General features: G+C 72.0%; 14 protein-coding genes. 8 read left to right on the top strand and 6 right to left on the bottom strand.

The window, feature by feature from the left end; all coding sequences use genetic code 11:
- Nucleotides 1-355: PepSY domain-containing protein (locus ACSBPG_RS19900; RefSeq protein WP_435538948.1), on the bottom strand; the 355-nt coding region annotated here is incomplete at its 3' end.
- Between the two features lie 427 nt (nucleotides 356-782).
- On the opposite strand from ACSBPG_RS19900, the gene napE reads away from it, so the two are divergent.
- From napE to ACSBPG_RS19870, 6 genes are read left to right on the top strand one after another with little or no spacing between them, the layout of a single operon-like run.
- Nucleotides 783-929 carry a periplasmic nitrate reductase, NapE protein gene (napE, locus tag ACSBPG_RS19895; RefSeq protein ID WP_435538947.1) on the top strand — a complete coding sequence of 49 codons (147 nt, stop codon included), beginning with the start codon at nucleotides 783-785 and terminating at the stop codon, nucleotides 927-929.
- 8 nt (nucleotides 930-937) lie between these two features.
- On the top strand, nucleotides 938-1,486 hold the full coding sequence (napF, locus tag ACSBPG_RS19890) for a ferredoxin-type protein NapF (protein WP_435538946.1): 549 nt from the start codon (nucleotides 938-940) through the stop codon (nucleotides 1,484-1,486).
- Nucleotides 1,453-1,749: a chaperone NapD gene (locus ACSBPG_RS19885; protein WP_435538945.1), complete on the top strand. Its 297-nt coding sequence runs from the start codon at nucleotides 1,453-1,455 to the stop codon at nucleotides 1,747-1,749. Before napF ends, ACSBPG_RS19885 begins: the two co-directional genes overlap by 34 nt.
- Complete coding sequence (napA, locus tag ACSBPG_RS19880) at nucleotides 1,743-4,235, top strand: nitrate reductase catalytic subunit NapA (protein ID WP_435538944.1); 2,493 nt, start codon at nucleotides 1,743-1,745, stop codon at nucleotides 4,233-4,235. The genes ACSBPG_RS19885 and napA overlap by 7 nt, the downstream gene beginning before the upstream one ends.
- An 11-nt stretch (nucleotides 4,236-4,246) precedes the next feature.
- Entirely contained in the window at nucleotides 4,247-4,723 is a 477-nt protein-coding gene (locus tag ACSBPG_RS19875; protein ID WP_435538943.1) for a nitrate reductase cytochrome c-type subunit, read from the top strand.
- Nucleotides 4,720-5,334 (top strand): NapC/NirT family cytochrome c, encoded by a 615-nt coding sequence (locus ACSBPG_RS19870; RefSeq protein WP_435538942.1) that lies wholly within the window; start codon nucleotides 4,720-4,722, stop codon nucleotides 5,332-5,334. Before ACSBPG_RS19875 ends, ACSBPG_RS19870 begins: the two co-directional genes overlap by 4 nt.
- 25 nt (nucleotides 5,335-5,359) lie before the next feature.
- Here the strand turns inward: ACSBPG_RS19870 and ACSBPG_RS19865 are convergent, their stop codons facing one another.
- The 5 genes from ACSBPG_RS19865 to ACSBPG_RS19845 all read right to left on the bottom strand — a co-directional run bounded on the left by ACSBPG_RS19865 (nucleotide 5,360) and on the right by ACSBPG_RS19845 (nucleotide 11,091).
- A complete protein-coding gene (locus ACSBPG_RS19865; protein ID WP_435538941.1) occupies nucleotides 5,360-6,550 on the bottom strand; it encodes a hypothetical protein in 1,191 nt (396 codons plus the stop codon).
- 113 nt (nucleotides 6,551-6,663) lie between these two features.
- Nucleotides 6,664-7,968 (bottom strand): methyl-accepting chemotaxis protein, encoded by a 1,305-nt coding sequence (locus ACSBPG_RS19860; protein WP_435538940.1) that lies wholly within the window; start codon nucleotides 7,966-7,968, stop codon nucleotides 6,664-6,666.
- Nucleotides 7,943-8,467 (bottom strand): PAS domain-containing protein, encoded by a 525-nt coding sequence (locus tag ACSBPG_RS19855; protein WP_435538939.1) that lies wholly within the window; start codon nucleotides 8,465-8,467, stop codon nucleotides 7,943-7,945. Before ACSBPG_RS19855 ends, ACSBPG_RS19860 begins: the two co-directional genes overlap by 26 nt.
- A 281-nt stretch (nucleotides 8,468-8,748) precedes the next feature.
- Nucleotides 8,749-9,204 (bottom strand): MaoC family dehydratase, encoded by a 456-nt coding sequence (locus ACSBPG_RS19850; protein WP_435538938.1) that lies wholly within the window; start codon nucleotides 9,202-9,204, stop codon nucleotides 8,749-8,751.
- A 33-nt stretch (nucleotides 9,205-9,237) separates the two neighbouring features.
- Nucleotides 9,238-11,091: an ABC transporter ATP-binding protein gene (locus ACSBPG_RS19845; RefSeq protein ID WP_435538937.1), complete on the bottom strand. Its 1,854-nt coding sequence runs from the start codon at nucleotides 11,089-11,091 to the stop codon at nucleotides 9,238-9,240.
- Nucleotides 11,092-11,264: 173 nt separating this feature from the next.
- Between ACSBPG_RS19845 and ACSBPG_RS19840 the strand changes: the two genes are divergently transcribed.
- Together ACSBPG_RS19840 and ACSBPG_RS19835 are read left to right on the top strand one after the other, a co-directional pair.
- Nucleotides 11,265-12,893 carry a M10 family metallopeptidase C-terminal domain-containing protein gene (locus ACSBPG_RS19840; protein ID WP_435538936.1) on the top strand — a complete coding sequence of 543 codons (1,629 nt, stop codon included), beginning with the start codon at nucleotides 11,265-11,267 and terminating at the stop codon, nucleotides 12,891-12,893.
- 23 nt (nucleotides 12,894-12,916) lie between these two features.
- Nucleotides 12,917-13,129, top strand: coding sequence for a SlyX family protein (locus ACSBPG_RS19835; protein ID WP_435538935.1), 213 nt, complete (start codon nucleotides 12,917-12,919; stop codon nucleotides 13,127-13,129).
- The last annotated feature ends 68 nt before the right edge of the window (nucleotides 13,130-13,197 follow it).

The raw sequence follows: 13,197 nt of genomic DNA, 5'->3' as shown, positions 1-13,197 counted from the left end.
CGGCGTCGTAGATCAGCTTCACGATGCGGCCGCCGGGCACCAGCATCTTCACCTCGTAGACGAGGCGCTCGGCCGCGCCCTCGGCCGCGGCGGCATGACCGCGGCGGTCGTGGTGGCGGGGGCCGTGGTCGTCCTCGTCGCCGTCCTCGATCTCCACGTCGAGCACCGTCCCTCCGGTGGCCGTCTCGGCGCGCGCGACGATGTCCTCCAGCGGCAGCACCCGGCCGGCCCGCAGGGCGGCGCGGGCGCGCTCGTGGTCCTCCTCCTCGTCGGCGCCGCCGGACACGGGCAGCCACGCCGCCGGCAGCGCGGCGGCGGCGAGGAGGAGGGCGGCGGGGGCGAGGACGGGAAGCATGGCACGAGCCTAGCCGGGTGAGCCTGAACGGACGATGAACGGCGGGCCCGGCCGGCGTTCAGGAGACGGGGATCATAGTGCGGGTCCTGGCCCACGGCCAACCCGAGAGAGGATTCCCGAAAGCTGGACCGGCACCATGGACGGCCTGTCCGACCATGTCGGCGAGGACGCCAGCCTGCCGGCGGCACCGGCTGCCGCCCGCGGGGCTTGAGCGAAGGGCAGATCGGCGCCGGCCGCCGGGCGTCCCGCTGTCCGACCGTTGGGCAGGGAACATTCGGTGCCGTTCCCGGTTGCACCTGGGAGAGGGCAATGCATAGCGGACAGGCAAAACAAGCTCACGACCCGGGAGGCGATCGCCATGACCGACAGCCACCGTGCTGCTTCGCCAGGCCATAGTGCCGACACCGTCGACGAGCATGGGGGACCCGTGGCCAAGCGCCGGGAGCTCCTGGCGTTCCTGTTCCTGTCCGTGCTGATCTGGCCCTTCGTGGCCGTCGCCGTGGTCGGCGGTTACGGCTTTCTCGTCTGGATGTACCAGCTCGTCGTCGGACCGCCCGGACCGCCGGCGGTGTGAGCGGCGCCGTGCCGACCGAGATCGATCCCGGCCGCCGCGCCCTGCTGCGCGGACGACCGCGCGCCGCGCCGCCGCCGCTGCGCCCGCCCTGGGCGGCGGAGACGGCCGTGCAGGAGCGCTGCACCCGCTGCGGCGCCTGCGCCGCGGCCTGTCCGGAGGGCATCCTCGCCGCCGGCGACGGCGGCTTTCCCACGGTCGACTTCCGGCATGGCGAATGCACCTTTTGCGCCGCCTGCGCCGACGCCTGCCCGGCCGGCGTGTTCGGCGACCGTGCCGCCGCGCCCTGGGCCCTCGCCGCCACCGTCGGGCCGGGCTGCCTCGCCGGGCACGGCGTCGTCTGCCAGAGCTGCCGCGAGATCTGCGAGCCCGGCGCCATCGCCTTCCCCCGCTCCGGCCGTCCCGGCCGGCCCGTCCTCGACACAGACGCCTGCACCGGCTGCGGCGCCTGCGTCGCGCCGTGCCCGGCCGGGGCCATCACCGTGGCGCCGCGGGCGACCGCAAGAACCGTCCAGGGAGAGTCGCCATGCCCCTTGCCGAGTGGCACGTCGCCAGCCTGATCGTCCACGCCGTGCCCAGCCGCACCGCGGCGGTGCGGCGGCGCATCGCCGCCCATCCCGGCGCCGAGATCCACGCCGAGACGCCGGGCCGCCTGATCGTCGTCCTGGAGGCGGCCAGCGAGGCCGAACTGGCGGAGCGCATGACGGCGCTCGGCCGCCTCGACGACGTCATGGCCGCCACCCTGGTCTTCCACCAGGTCGAGACCGAAGCCGCGCCGGAACGGGAGCCAGAACGGGAGAAGGAGGAGAGCACGCCATGCTGAGCCGCCGCGACTACATGAAGACGAACGCCGCCGCGGTCGCCATGACCGCCGCCGGCATGGCCGCCCCGGCGGCGGCCCAGGTGCCGCTGGTCGCCGGCGAGGCCGCCGCGCTCAAGTGGGACAAGGCGCCCTGCCGCTTCTGCGGCACCGGCTGCGGCGTCATGGTCGGCGTCAAGGAGGGCCGCGTCGTCGCCACCCACGGCGACATGCAGGCCGAGGTGAACCGCGGCCTCAACTGCGTGAAGGGCTATTTCCTCTCCAAGATCATGTACGGCGCCGACCGCCTGACCCGGCCGCTGCTGCGCAAGAAGGACGGGAGGTACGCCAAGGACGGGGAGTTCGAGCCGGTCTCCTGGGACGAGGCCTTCGACACCATGGCGGCGCAATGGAAGCGGGTGCTGAAGGAGAAGGGGCCGACGGCGGTCGGCATGTTCGGCTCCGGCCAATGGACGATCTGGGAGGGCTACGCCGCGTCCAAGCTGATGCGGGCCGGCTTCCGCTCCAACAACCTCGACCCCAACGCCCGCCACTGCATGGCCTCGGCGGCGGTCGCCTTCATCCGCACCTTCGGCATGGACGAGCCGATGGGCTGCTACGACGACATCGAGCAGGCCGACGCCTTCGTGCTGTGGGGCTCCAACATGGCGGAGATGCACCCGATCCTGTGGACCCGCCTGTCCGACCGCCGCATCAGCGCGCCGCACGTGCAGGTCGCCGTGCTGTCGACCTTCGAGCACCGCAGCTTCGACCTCGCCGACATCGGCATGGTGTTCCACCCCGGATCGGACCTGGCGATCCTCAACTTCGTCGCCAACCACATCATCCAGAGCGGGCGGGTCGACCGGGAGTTCCTGGAGCGCCACTGCAGCTTCCACAAGGGCCGCCCCGACATCGGCTACGGCCTGCGTCCCGAACACGAGCTGGAAATGAAGGCGCAGTACGCCCGCGAGGCCGGCGAGTCCGAGCCCATCGACTTCGAGGGCTTCAAGGCGGAGGTGGCGCCCTACACGCTGGAGCGCGTGCACGCGATGACCGGCGTCCCCAAGGAGCGCCTGCAGGCGCTCGCCGAGCTGTACGCCGACCCCGAACGCAAGGTGGTCTCGTTCTGGACCATGGGGTTCAACCAGCACGTCCGCGGCGTCTGGTGCAACCACCTCGTCACCAACCTGCACCTGCTGACGGGCAAGATCTCCAAGCCGGGATCCGGGCCGTTCTCGCTGACGGGGCAGCCGTCGGCCTGCGGCACGGCGCGCGAGGTCGGCACCTTCGCCCACCGCCTGCCCGCCGACATGGTGGTGACCAACCCGGAGCACCGCAAGAAGGCGGAGGAGGCATGGCGGCTGCCGCCCGGCACCCTGCCGGACAAGCCCGGCTACCACGCCGTGCTGCAGGACCGCATGCTGCACGACGGCAAGCTCAACTGCTACTGGGTGCAGTGCAACAACAACCTCCAGGCCGCCCCCAACAGCGCCGGCGAGACCTTCCCCGGCTACCGCAACCCGGAGAACTTCATCGTCGTCTCCGACGCCTACCCCACGGTGACGGCGCTGGCCGCCGACCTGATCCTGCCGGCCGCCATGTGGGTCGAGAAGGAGGGCGCCTACGGCAACGCCGAACGCCGCACCCATTTCTGGCACCAGCTGGTCGACGCGCCCGGCGAGGCCCGCTCCGACCTGTGGCAGCTCATGGAGTTCGCCAAGCGCTTCACCACCGACGAGGTGTGGCCGGCGGCGCTGCTGGCCGCCAGCCCGGACCACCGCGGCCGGACATTGTACGAGGTCCTGTTCCGCAACGGCGCTGTCGACCGCTTCCCGCTCACCGACATCGCCGAGGGCTACGCCAACCGGGAATCGGAGCATTTCGGCTTCTACGTCCAGAAGGGCCTGTTCGAGGAGTACGCCGGCTTCGGCCGCGGCCACGGCCACGACCTGGCGCCTTTCGACGTCTACCACGAGGTCCGCGGCCTGCGCTGGCCGGTGGTGAAGGGCGAGGAGACGCGCTGGCGCTACCGCGAGGGCCATGACCCGTACGTGCCGGCCGGGGAGGGCGTGCGCTTCTACGGCCAGCCCGACGGCAAGGCGAAGATCTTCGCCTTCCCCTACGAGCCGCCGGCGGAAAGCCCGGACCAGGAGTTCGACCTGTGGCTGGTGACCGGCCGGGTGCTGGAGCACTGGCATTCCGGCTCGATGACCGGCCGCGTGCCCGAGCTCTACCGGGCCTTCCCCAACGCCGTCGTCTTCATGCATCCCGACGACGCCCGCGCGCGCAACCTGCGCCGCGGCTCGGAGGTCTACGTGCGCTCGCGCCGCGGCGAGATCCGCAGCCGCATCGAGACGCGCGGGCGCAACCGGCCACCGCGCGGCGTGGTGTTCGTGCCGTGGTTCGATTCCAGCCAGCTCATCAACAAGTGCACGCTCGACGCCACGGACCCGATCTCGAAGCAGACCGACTTCAAGAAGTGCGCCGTCCGGGTGCAGCCGGTGTGAGGGAGGGGAGCATGCGCAAGACCACGCTCGCGGCGCTCGCCGCGCTGCCGTTCCTGCTGCCGGCGGTGCTGGCGGCGCAGATGCCCGAGGACGAGCCGTTCCGGCCGCCGGTCCAGTTCACCGACGAGCCGCCGGCGCCGCCGCTGTCCGACCGCACGCCGGAGCGCGGCCGCATCCCGCGCAATTACCCCGAGCAGCCGCCGGTGATCCCCCACGCCATCGCCGGCTACGAGATCAACCTGCGCACCAACCGCTGCCTGACCTGCCACAGCCGCAAGTACTACACCGACGTCGACGCGCCGATGATCAGCATCACCCACTACGTCGACCGCGCCGGCCAGACCCTGGGGGCGGTGGCGCCGCGGCGCTACTTCTGCACGCAGTGCCACGTGCCGCAGGCGGACGTCGACCCGCCGGTCGCCAACCGCTACGTCGAACTGGAATCCCTCGTCGAGCACGGCCGCGACGCCGGGGCGGGGCGGCGATGAGGTTCCAGGAGTTCCCGCGCCGGTTCTGGCACACCATCTCGCGGCCGGCCCGCCACCTCAGCCTCGGCTTCCTGACGCTCGGCGGCTTCCTCGCCGGGGTGATGTTCTGGGGCGGCTTCAACACCGCCCTGGAGGCCACCAACACCGAGGCCTTCTGCGTCTCCTGCCACGAGATGCGCGACAACGTCTTCGAGGAGCTGAAGACGACCATCCACTTCACCAACCGCTCGGGCGTGCGGGCGACCTGTCCGGACTGCCACGTGCCGCACCAGTGGACCGACAAGATCGCCCGCAAGATGCAGGCCTCCAAGGAGGTGTGGGGCCACCTGTTCGGCACCATCGACAGCCGCGACGAGTTCCTGGCGATGCGCCGCGAGCTGGCCGAGCACGAGTGGGCGCGCCTCAAGGCCAACGACTCCCTGGAATGCCGCAACTGCCACAGCGACGAGTCCATGGACATCACCCGCCAGAGCCCGCGCGCCGCCCAGGTCCACCAGCGCTACCTCTTCACCGGCGAGCGCACCTGCATCGACTGCCACAAGGGCATCGCCCACCGCCTGCCCAGCATGGAGGGCGTGCCGCCGGGCTGGAGCGAGGCGGCCGTCGAGTGACGGTGGAGCCCCTGGAAGGCGCGCCTCACTCGCCGATGATCGTCACCGTGTTGGAGACCGGCAGGTCCTTGACGGACTGCGCCTGCGCGAGCAACTGCGACACGATGGACAGGACGGTGCCGGACTGTCCACCGGCCGCGCCGGCCGGGATCGCGTAGCGTGTGCCGGCGAAGTCGGCCGACACGGCCGCCGCGCCGGGGGTTCCAGCCGCGGTGATCACCAGGATGGGCTGCGGCCCGGACACGGTGCGGATCGTCGGAGGGGCGCCGGAGGAGCGCTGGACCCGTGCCAGCTCGCCGAGAAAGTCCAGGATCTCGGCGAGCGAGCGGGTGTGGATCTCGATCGCGCCGAGATCGTCGGTGGCGAAGCGCGCGACGGGCCCGCCGGTGCTGCCGAAATAGGACGGGTCGTCGGTGGTGTAGCGGGGCGCGCGCGCCGATTCCGCGTGGCAGCGCGCGCGCTCGAACAGGGACTCTGCGGGGTTCCGGAAGCAGAACTGGGCGCTCTCGTTCACGTCCATGAGCCGGTAGCGGTTGGCGCCGACCCGTTCCACCGTCAGCCCTTCCTTGCGCACCGACAGAAGCTGGTCGATGGTCGGCGGCCGGTTCTCGTGCAGCTCGGGCCCGACATGGCGCGCCAGGGACACCGTCTCCGTCATCAGCCCCTGATCGACGAGCCGGCTGATCTGCCGCTGGAAGCCGGCGTAGTTGGCCGGCTGGTCCGGCGTGTTGACGAACACGTCGTCGCCATCGCGACGCCGGATGCGGATGCGGTCGATGAACAGGGACAGAATCAGCTCCTTCGGCGCGTCCTGCCTCAGGTAGTAGTCGACCGTACGGGTGTCGATCGGGGCGATGTAGCCGCGGTAGAATTCCTGGTTGTCCTGGGTCGAGATCTCGAACGAGGGTCCCTGGTCGATCGATAGGTGCGGGCGGAAATCGAACTGCGCCGGGGCATCGCCGCCGAAGGGAACCGTGAGGTCGGCGCCGGCGGTGATCCGGCTGCGTCCGCGGATCGTCGTCAGCGCGGTGAAATGGGCCGGCAGCGAGACGCTGCGGCGCAGGATGTTGACCAGGAGGATCTCGTCCTGGAGGGAACCGTAGTCCCGGTTGATCTCGGCGACCGCCGTCGCCAGCCGCTCGCCGCCCGAACATCCCGCCAGCAGAACCATGGCCGCGACCAGCCCCGGCCGCACCGGCCTCCGCTCACCCCGCATCGCCCGGTGCCTCCGGCCATCCGCTCCGAGTGCCGTCGACTGTGCCCTGATCCGCCGCCGCCGGCCACTGGCGGAGGGGAGTAAGCCTGTTCGGCAGAGCGGTGCCCGCGTCCTCAGGCGGCCTTGGTCTGCGCGAGGAAGGCGTCGGCCTCGCGGCGCAGCCGGACGGCCTCGTCGGACAGTTCGGCGGCGCCGCTCAGCACGCTCCGGGCGGCGGCGCCGGTCTGCACCGCGGCGTCCTTCATGCCGGCGACGCTGCGGGCGATCTCCTGCGTGCCGACCGCGGCCTGCTGGACGTTGCGGGCGATCTCCTGGGTGGCGGCGCCCTGCTCGTCGACGGCCGCGGCGATGGCGTTGCCGATCTGGCTCATCTCGGCGATCGTCCGGCCGATCACCTGGATGGCTTCCACCGTCGTGTCCGTGGCCGAGACGATGGCGCCGAGCTTCGCGCTCACCTGCTCGGTGGCGCCGGCGGTCTGCGTGGCGAGCTGCTTGACCTCCGTGGCGACGACGGCGAATCCCCTGCCGGCCTCGCCGGCGCGGGCCGCCTCGATCGTCGCGTTCAACGCCAGCAGGTTGGTCTGCTGGGCGATGGCGGTGATGAGCTGGACCACGTCGCCGATCTGGCGGGTCACCTGGGCGAGATCCTGGACCACCGCGTCGGTGCGCTCGGCCCGCGCGACGGCGTCGACGGAGATCGTCCGCGACAGCGCGACCTGCCGGCCGATCTCGTCGACCGAGGCGGCCAACTGCTCGGCGGCGCTGGCGACCGTCTGCACGTTGGCCGAGGTCTGTTCCGTCGCCGCGGCGATCCCGGCGGCCATGTCGCTCGCATCCGCGGCCATGCCGACCATGGCCTCCGCGTCGCGCCGCATGCCCGAGGAGGCGCGGCTCAGGTTCTCCACCACCGCACCCACCCCGACCTCGAAGCGGCCGGCGCAGGCGTGCAGTTCCCCGGCCTGCGCCTCCATGAGGCCGCTGGCCCGGTTGAGGTCCTGGGCGGCGTTGCGCAGGGCGCCGGGCAAGCCGCGCAGCAGGACCTTGCGGTAGTGGCGCCCTTCGCTGACCGCCCGCATGGAGCCGCTGGCCTCGCGCACGAAGGCGTCGGTGACGTCCAGCAGGGCGTTGATGTTGCGTTGCAGCAGTCCGGCCGCGCAGCCGCCCGGCTCGCCGGGGATGCGCGCCTCGAGGTCGCCGGCGGCGGCCCGGGCGCAGATGGCGGCGGCGTCGCGCAGGGTGCGCTCGGCACGCACCAGGCCGACGAGGGCGGCGGCCGGCAGCGCCACCGCGGCGAGCAGGGCGGCGCCGACGGTGGCGACGCCGGCACCGGCGCCGGCGAGCGCTGCGCTCCCGGCGGCCGCGGCGATGCCGCCGAGGATGAAGCCGCGGATGCTAGAGAGAGAAGACAAAGCGATCATAGTCCATCCCCCGGTCGCGCAGCGTGTCCGTCAGCAGGGCGTGCGACCGCCGGAGCCCCTCCTTGCGGTCGGCCGACCGGTCCTCCTCCTGGCGGAGCGTCCGGTAGAGCGGCGCGATCCGGGCGACCTGCTCGGCGGTGGGCTTGCGGCGGTTGGAGTGATAGCCGACGATCCGCCCGGAGGCGTCGCGGCTCGGCGTGACGTGGGCGAACACCCAGTAATGGTCGCCGTTGCCCGCCAGGTTGAGGACGTAGGCGAAGATCTCGTTGCCGCCCTGGATGGCGTCCCACAGCAGCTTGAAGACGCAGCGCGGCATGTCCGGGTGGCGGATGATGCTGTGCGGCGCGCCGACGACGTCCTTGGCGGCGTAGTGCGACACACGCAAAAAGACGTCGTTGGCGTAGGCGATGCGCCCGGTGAGATCGGTCTTGGTGACGATGATCTCCTCATCGTCGAAGGGGCTCTCGATTCCGGTCGGCCTGATGGCGTTTCGAGCCATGCTTCCTTCCTGCCGTTAGGCTGGCGGGGGTGGATTCAACGACGGCGCATTGTAGAGAAGGCGATGTACCGGACACAAGATCAGCGATAGAAACTTCTCCTTCTTTTTCCACACAATGCAAAAAAGACAAGAAAATATCCGCCGACTGAAAAAATGTTCTGGGCATCGGCAATGCATTGCCGTGTCGCCGGTCATTTCGTTCGTGGTGATGGACACGGCGTTTCGTCCCGACGTTTCCAAGCTGTTTGACGCTGGACCAGCGGACGGCATCGGCGGCGACGTCACTCCGAGTCCGGGCGGCAGGGGACGAGCAGCGTGGACACCAGGATCTGCACCGTCTCGCCGCGGCCGTTCACGGTGACCGTGCGGAGCTTGACGAACCCGCGGTCGCGCCGGGAGGCCGAGCGGCGCACCTCCAGCACCTCCGACGTGCAGCTCAGCACGTCGCCCGGGCGAGTCGGGCGGACCCAGCGGATCTCGTCGACCCCGGCGCCGACCATGCCGCCGGCCGGCCGCGGCCCGTCCTCGACCAGCAGGCGCATGGTCAGCGCCGCGGTGTGCCAGCCGCTGGCCACCAGCCCGCCGAACAGGCTGGCGCCCGCGGCCGCCTCGTCCAGATGGAAGGGCTGGGGATCGAAGTCGGCGGCGAAGGCCTTGATGGCGGCGGTTTCCACCGTGACCGTTCCCGACCCGAAGGTCTGCCCCGGCGCGAAGTCCTCGAAATAGCGTTCCGGCACCTCTGGTCCTTTCCGATGTGGTCCGACGGGCGGCTACTCCGCCGCCCGCGCGCCCGTCTGCAGGCCCCACAGCCGGGCGTACAGCCCGGCCTTGTCGATGAGGGCGGCGTGCGGGCCGTCCTCGACGATGCGCCCGGCGTCCATCACGACGATTCGCTCGAAGCGGGCGAGCGTGGACAGGCGGTGGGCGATGGCGATCACCGTGCGGCCGCGGAACAGCCGGTCCAGGCTGTCCTGCACCAGCCGCTCGGTCTCCGAATCGAGGGCGCTCGTCGCCTCGTCGAGGACGACGACGGGAGCGTCGCGCAGCACCGCCCGGGCGATGGCGACCCGCTGGCGCTGGCCGCCCGACAGCACCACGCCGCGCTCGCCGGCGATGGTGGCGTAGCCGTCGGGGTAGGCAGCGATGAAGTCGTGGGCGTGGGCGGCGCGGGCGGCGGCGACCACCTCCTCGTCGCTCGCCTCCGGCCGCGCCAGGCGGATGTTGTCGATCAGCGGCATGTTGAAGATCGCCGGATCCTGCGGGATCACCGCGAAGGCCCGGCGGTAGGCCCGCACGTCGAGCCCGGCGACGTCGCGCCCGTCCACCCGCAGGGTCCCGGAATCGGGCGGGTAGAGGGCGAGCAGCAGCTTCAGCAGGGTCGACTTGCCCGCACCGGAGGGGCCGACCAGGCCGACCGTCTGGCCCGCCGGGATGGCGAGCGAAACGCCGGTGACCACCGGGTCGCCGCCCGCCTTGTAGGCGAAGGTCACGTTCTCCAGGGCGATGGCGCCGTCGCGCGGCGTGAAGCGCTCGCCCGTGCCGGCGTCCGCCTCGGCGGCGTCGCGCGCCTCGGCCAGCAGCTCGGTCAGGCGGCGGAAGCCGGCATAGGCCTCGACCAGGGAGTTCAGCTCGTAGGCCAGCCACTCGAAGCGCATCCAGGCGCCGACCGTGAACATCAGCACGACCGTGAAGGCCTCCAGCGGCATCGCCCCGGCGGTGGCGCGCTCCAGCGCCACCACGAAGATGACGATCATCCACAGGCCGGCCGTCAGGTTCAGCCCCATCCAGCGCAGGGCCTGCAGCCGGAACAGCCGGCGCCCGGCGTCGTGGCCGTCCAGCTCGACGGCGCGGGCGCGCTGCAGGATCGGCCGCTCCAGGGTGAAGATCTTGATGGTCGTCACCGACGAGAGGAAGTCGTAGACGTTGGCGAACAGCTCCTCCACCGCGGCGTAGACGCGGTCGAAGCGCCGGCGCAGGGCGGGGAGTGTGGCGAGCGCCACCGCCACGTAGCTCGCTCCGAACAGCAGGTAGAGCGCGTAGAACACCGGCGGCACGTCCAGGGTGGCGACCGCCGCGCCCAGCGACACGAACAGCCCGACCTGCGCCAGCAGCGCCCAGAAGAAGGTGTCGAGCAGGATCTTGAAGGAGTCGCGGCCCTTGTTGATCTTCTGGCCCTTGGCGCCGCTGGCGACGTCCTCGTGCCAGGCGGTGTCCATGGCGATGACCCGGTCGAGCGCGTAGAGGCCGAGGCTGCGCACCGCCAGGTCGACGGTGGCGAGCTGCGGGAACAGGACGGCGATGGCCGCGAGGTAGAGCACGAAGACGACGAGGTAGGGAGCCGCCGCGGCCATCGCCGAGGCGAAGTCCATGCCGCCGGCCGCCACCGCCGCGACGAAGTAGGAGAAGAACAGCGGGATCGACGCGGCGACGGTGTGGCGCACGGTCATCACCGCCCCGGTGACGGCGAAGGTCGTGCGGTAGGGGCCGACGGCGAACCACAGCCAAGCGGCGAACCCGTCGCCGCGCGGCGCCCGCGCCGGGTCGAGGCGGCGCAGGCGCCGGTCGTGGGCGGTGCGGGCGGCGGCGGTGCGGGCGGCGGCGGCCGGAGCCGACGGAAGATCCATGACACACTCTCGATCGTCCAGCCCGGCGCCGCGCGCCGGGGTGCCCACTGTATGGCGCCGGCCGGCGCCATCGGGAAGAGGCGCGCGCGCATGGCCGCCAACACCTGCCGCCGCCGACATCTGCTAAGGTCGCGCCGCCCCTGCGGGCCGAGACGAGCAGCGAGAGGACAGCGATGACCATAGCGCCCGACACCGTGGTGCCGACCGGACAGCCGGGGAGCGGCGTCGCCACGGCCAACCCCTACGTCAACGCCCTGCTGTGGGGCGGCAAGTGGGGGGCCGCCTGGACGCCGGTCTCCGCCGGGACGACCACCATCACCTATGCCTTCGTCAACGCCCAGGCCGGGCAGGGCACGCCGACGACGTGGAGCGAGTCGGAGAAGGACGCCATGCGGTCGGCGCTGGCCGCCTGGCAAGCCGTCGCCGACGTCCGCTTCGTCGAGGTCGCCGGCGGCGCGGGCGGCGACGCCTCCTATTGGGACCTGGACGGCACGCCGGTCGGCCTCGACGTCGCCGACCTAACCTTCGACAAGATGCGGCCCGACGAGATCGGGCCCCTGCAGGAAGGCGAGATCTTCGGCTTCCAGTACGGTCCGCTCGACGACCCCTGGGCGGGGCTCGGCGGCTACAACGGCAGCTCGACCCCATGGCGGCCGGAGTATCTGGCCGTCGGCGGCTTCGCCTACGTCACCCTGCTGCACGAGCTGGGGCACGGCCTCGGGCTGGCGCATCCCCACGACGACGGCGGCACCTCCGGCATCTTCCCGGGCATCGACCCGGCGACGCCGACCGGGCGCCCCGATCTCGAGCCCGGGAGCGACGGCCTGAACCAGGGCGTCTGGACGACCATGTCGTACCGGGCGGGCCTGGTGTCCGATCCGGTGGCGGGGCGCGGCATCATGGACTACGGCCACCAGGCGACGCCGATGGCCTTCGACGTCGCGGCGATCCAGTACATCTACGGCGCCAACACGGGCCACGCCACCGGCGACGACGTCTACGACCTGCCGACAGGGAACGGGCCCGGCACCTACTACGCCTGCATCTGGGACGCCGGCGGCACGGACACGGTCCGCCACCTCGGCGCCGACGCCTGCGTCATCGACCTGCGGCCCGCCCCGCTGGCGGGCGGCAACGCCGGCGGCTACCTGTCGCGCGCCGAGGGGGTGTTCGGCGGCTACACCGTCGCCGCCGGCGTGATCCTGGAGAACGCGGCGGCCGGGGCCGGCGACGACGCGGTGACCGGCAACGACGCGGCCAACGCGCTGCTCGGCGGCGGCGGCGCCGACACGCTGTCGGGCGCGCCGGGCGGCGACGCGCTCTACGGCAACGCAGGAGCCGACACCCTGTTCGGCGGGCAGGGCGCCGACACCGCGTACGGCGGCCAGGACGACGACCTGCTCTACGGCAACCTGGGCGACGACGCGCTCCACGGCAACCTCGGGGACGACCGGCTGGTGGGCGGCGCCGGCGCGGACACGCTGACCGGCGGCGCCGGCGTCGACCTCTTCGTCTTCACGACGCCCGGCGACGGCGGCGACGTCATCACCGACTTCGAGCCGGGGGTGGACAAGATCGCCGTCGCCAGCCCGAACTTCGGCAACCGGAGCTACGGCGTCGTCCGGCCCACCTCCTTCGCCCTGGACGCGCCGACCGATTCCACGGACGTCTTCGTCTTCGACACGGCGACCGGGGTGCTGTCCTTCGACGCCGACGGCTCGGGCGAGGGCGCGGCGGTGGCGCTGGCCACCCTGAACGTGCGCACCCTGTCCGCCTCCGACATCACCATCCTGGCGGGCTGACGGGCCCGTCCGCGGAGACACCGATGAGCGACACCGAAACCCGCCTGAACGAACTGGAGAGCCGGCTCGCCCACCATGAGCGCATGGCCGAGGAGATGTCGGCCGTGCTGTTCGAGCAGGGGCGGACCGTCGAGCGGCTCGCCGCCCAGGTGCGCCGCCTCACGGAACGGCTGCTCGCCCTGGAGAGCGGCGCCGCCCGTGCGCCCGGCGACGAGCCGCCGCCGCCCCACTACTGAGCCCCGCGGCGGCTGCGCCCGAGAAAAGGGGGAGGCCGGCAACGTCGGGCTGGACAGGGCGCGCGGAT

The organism is Azospirillum sp. ST 5-10 (assembly GCF_051225715.1).
GTDB lineage: Bacteria > Pseudomonadota > Alphaproteobacteria > Azospirillales > Azospirillaceae > Azospirillum.
The sequence above is the reverse complement of the archived record's forward strand: the minus strand, read 5'-3'. Positions and strand labels throughout refer to the sequence as shown.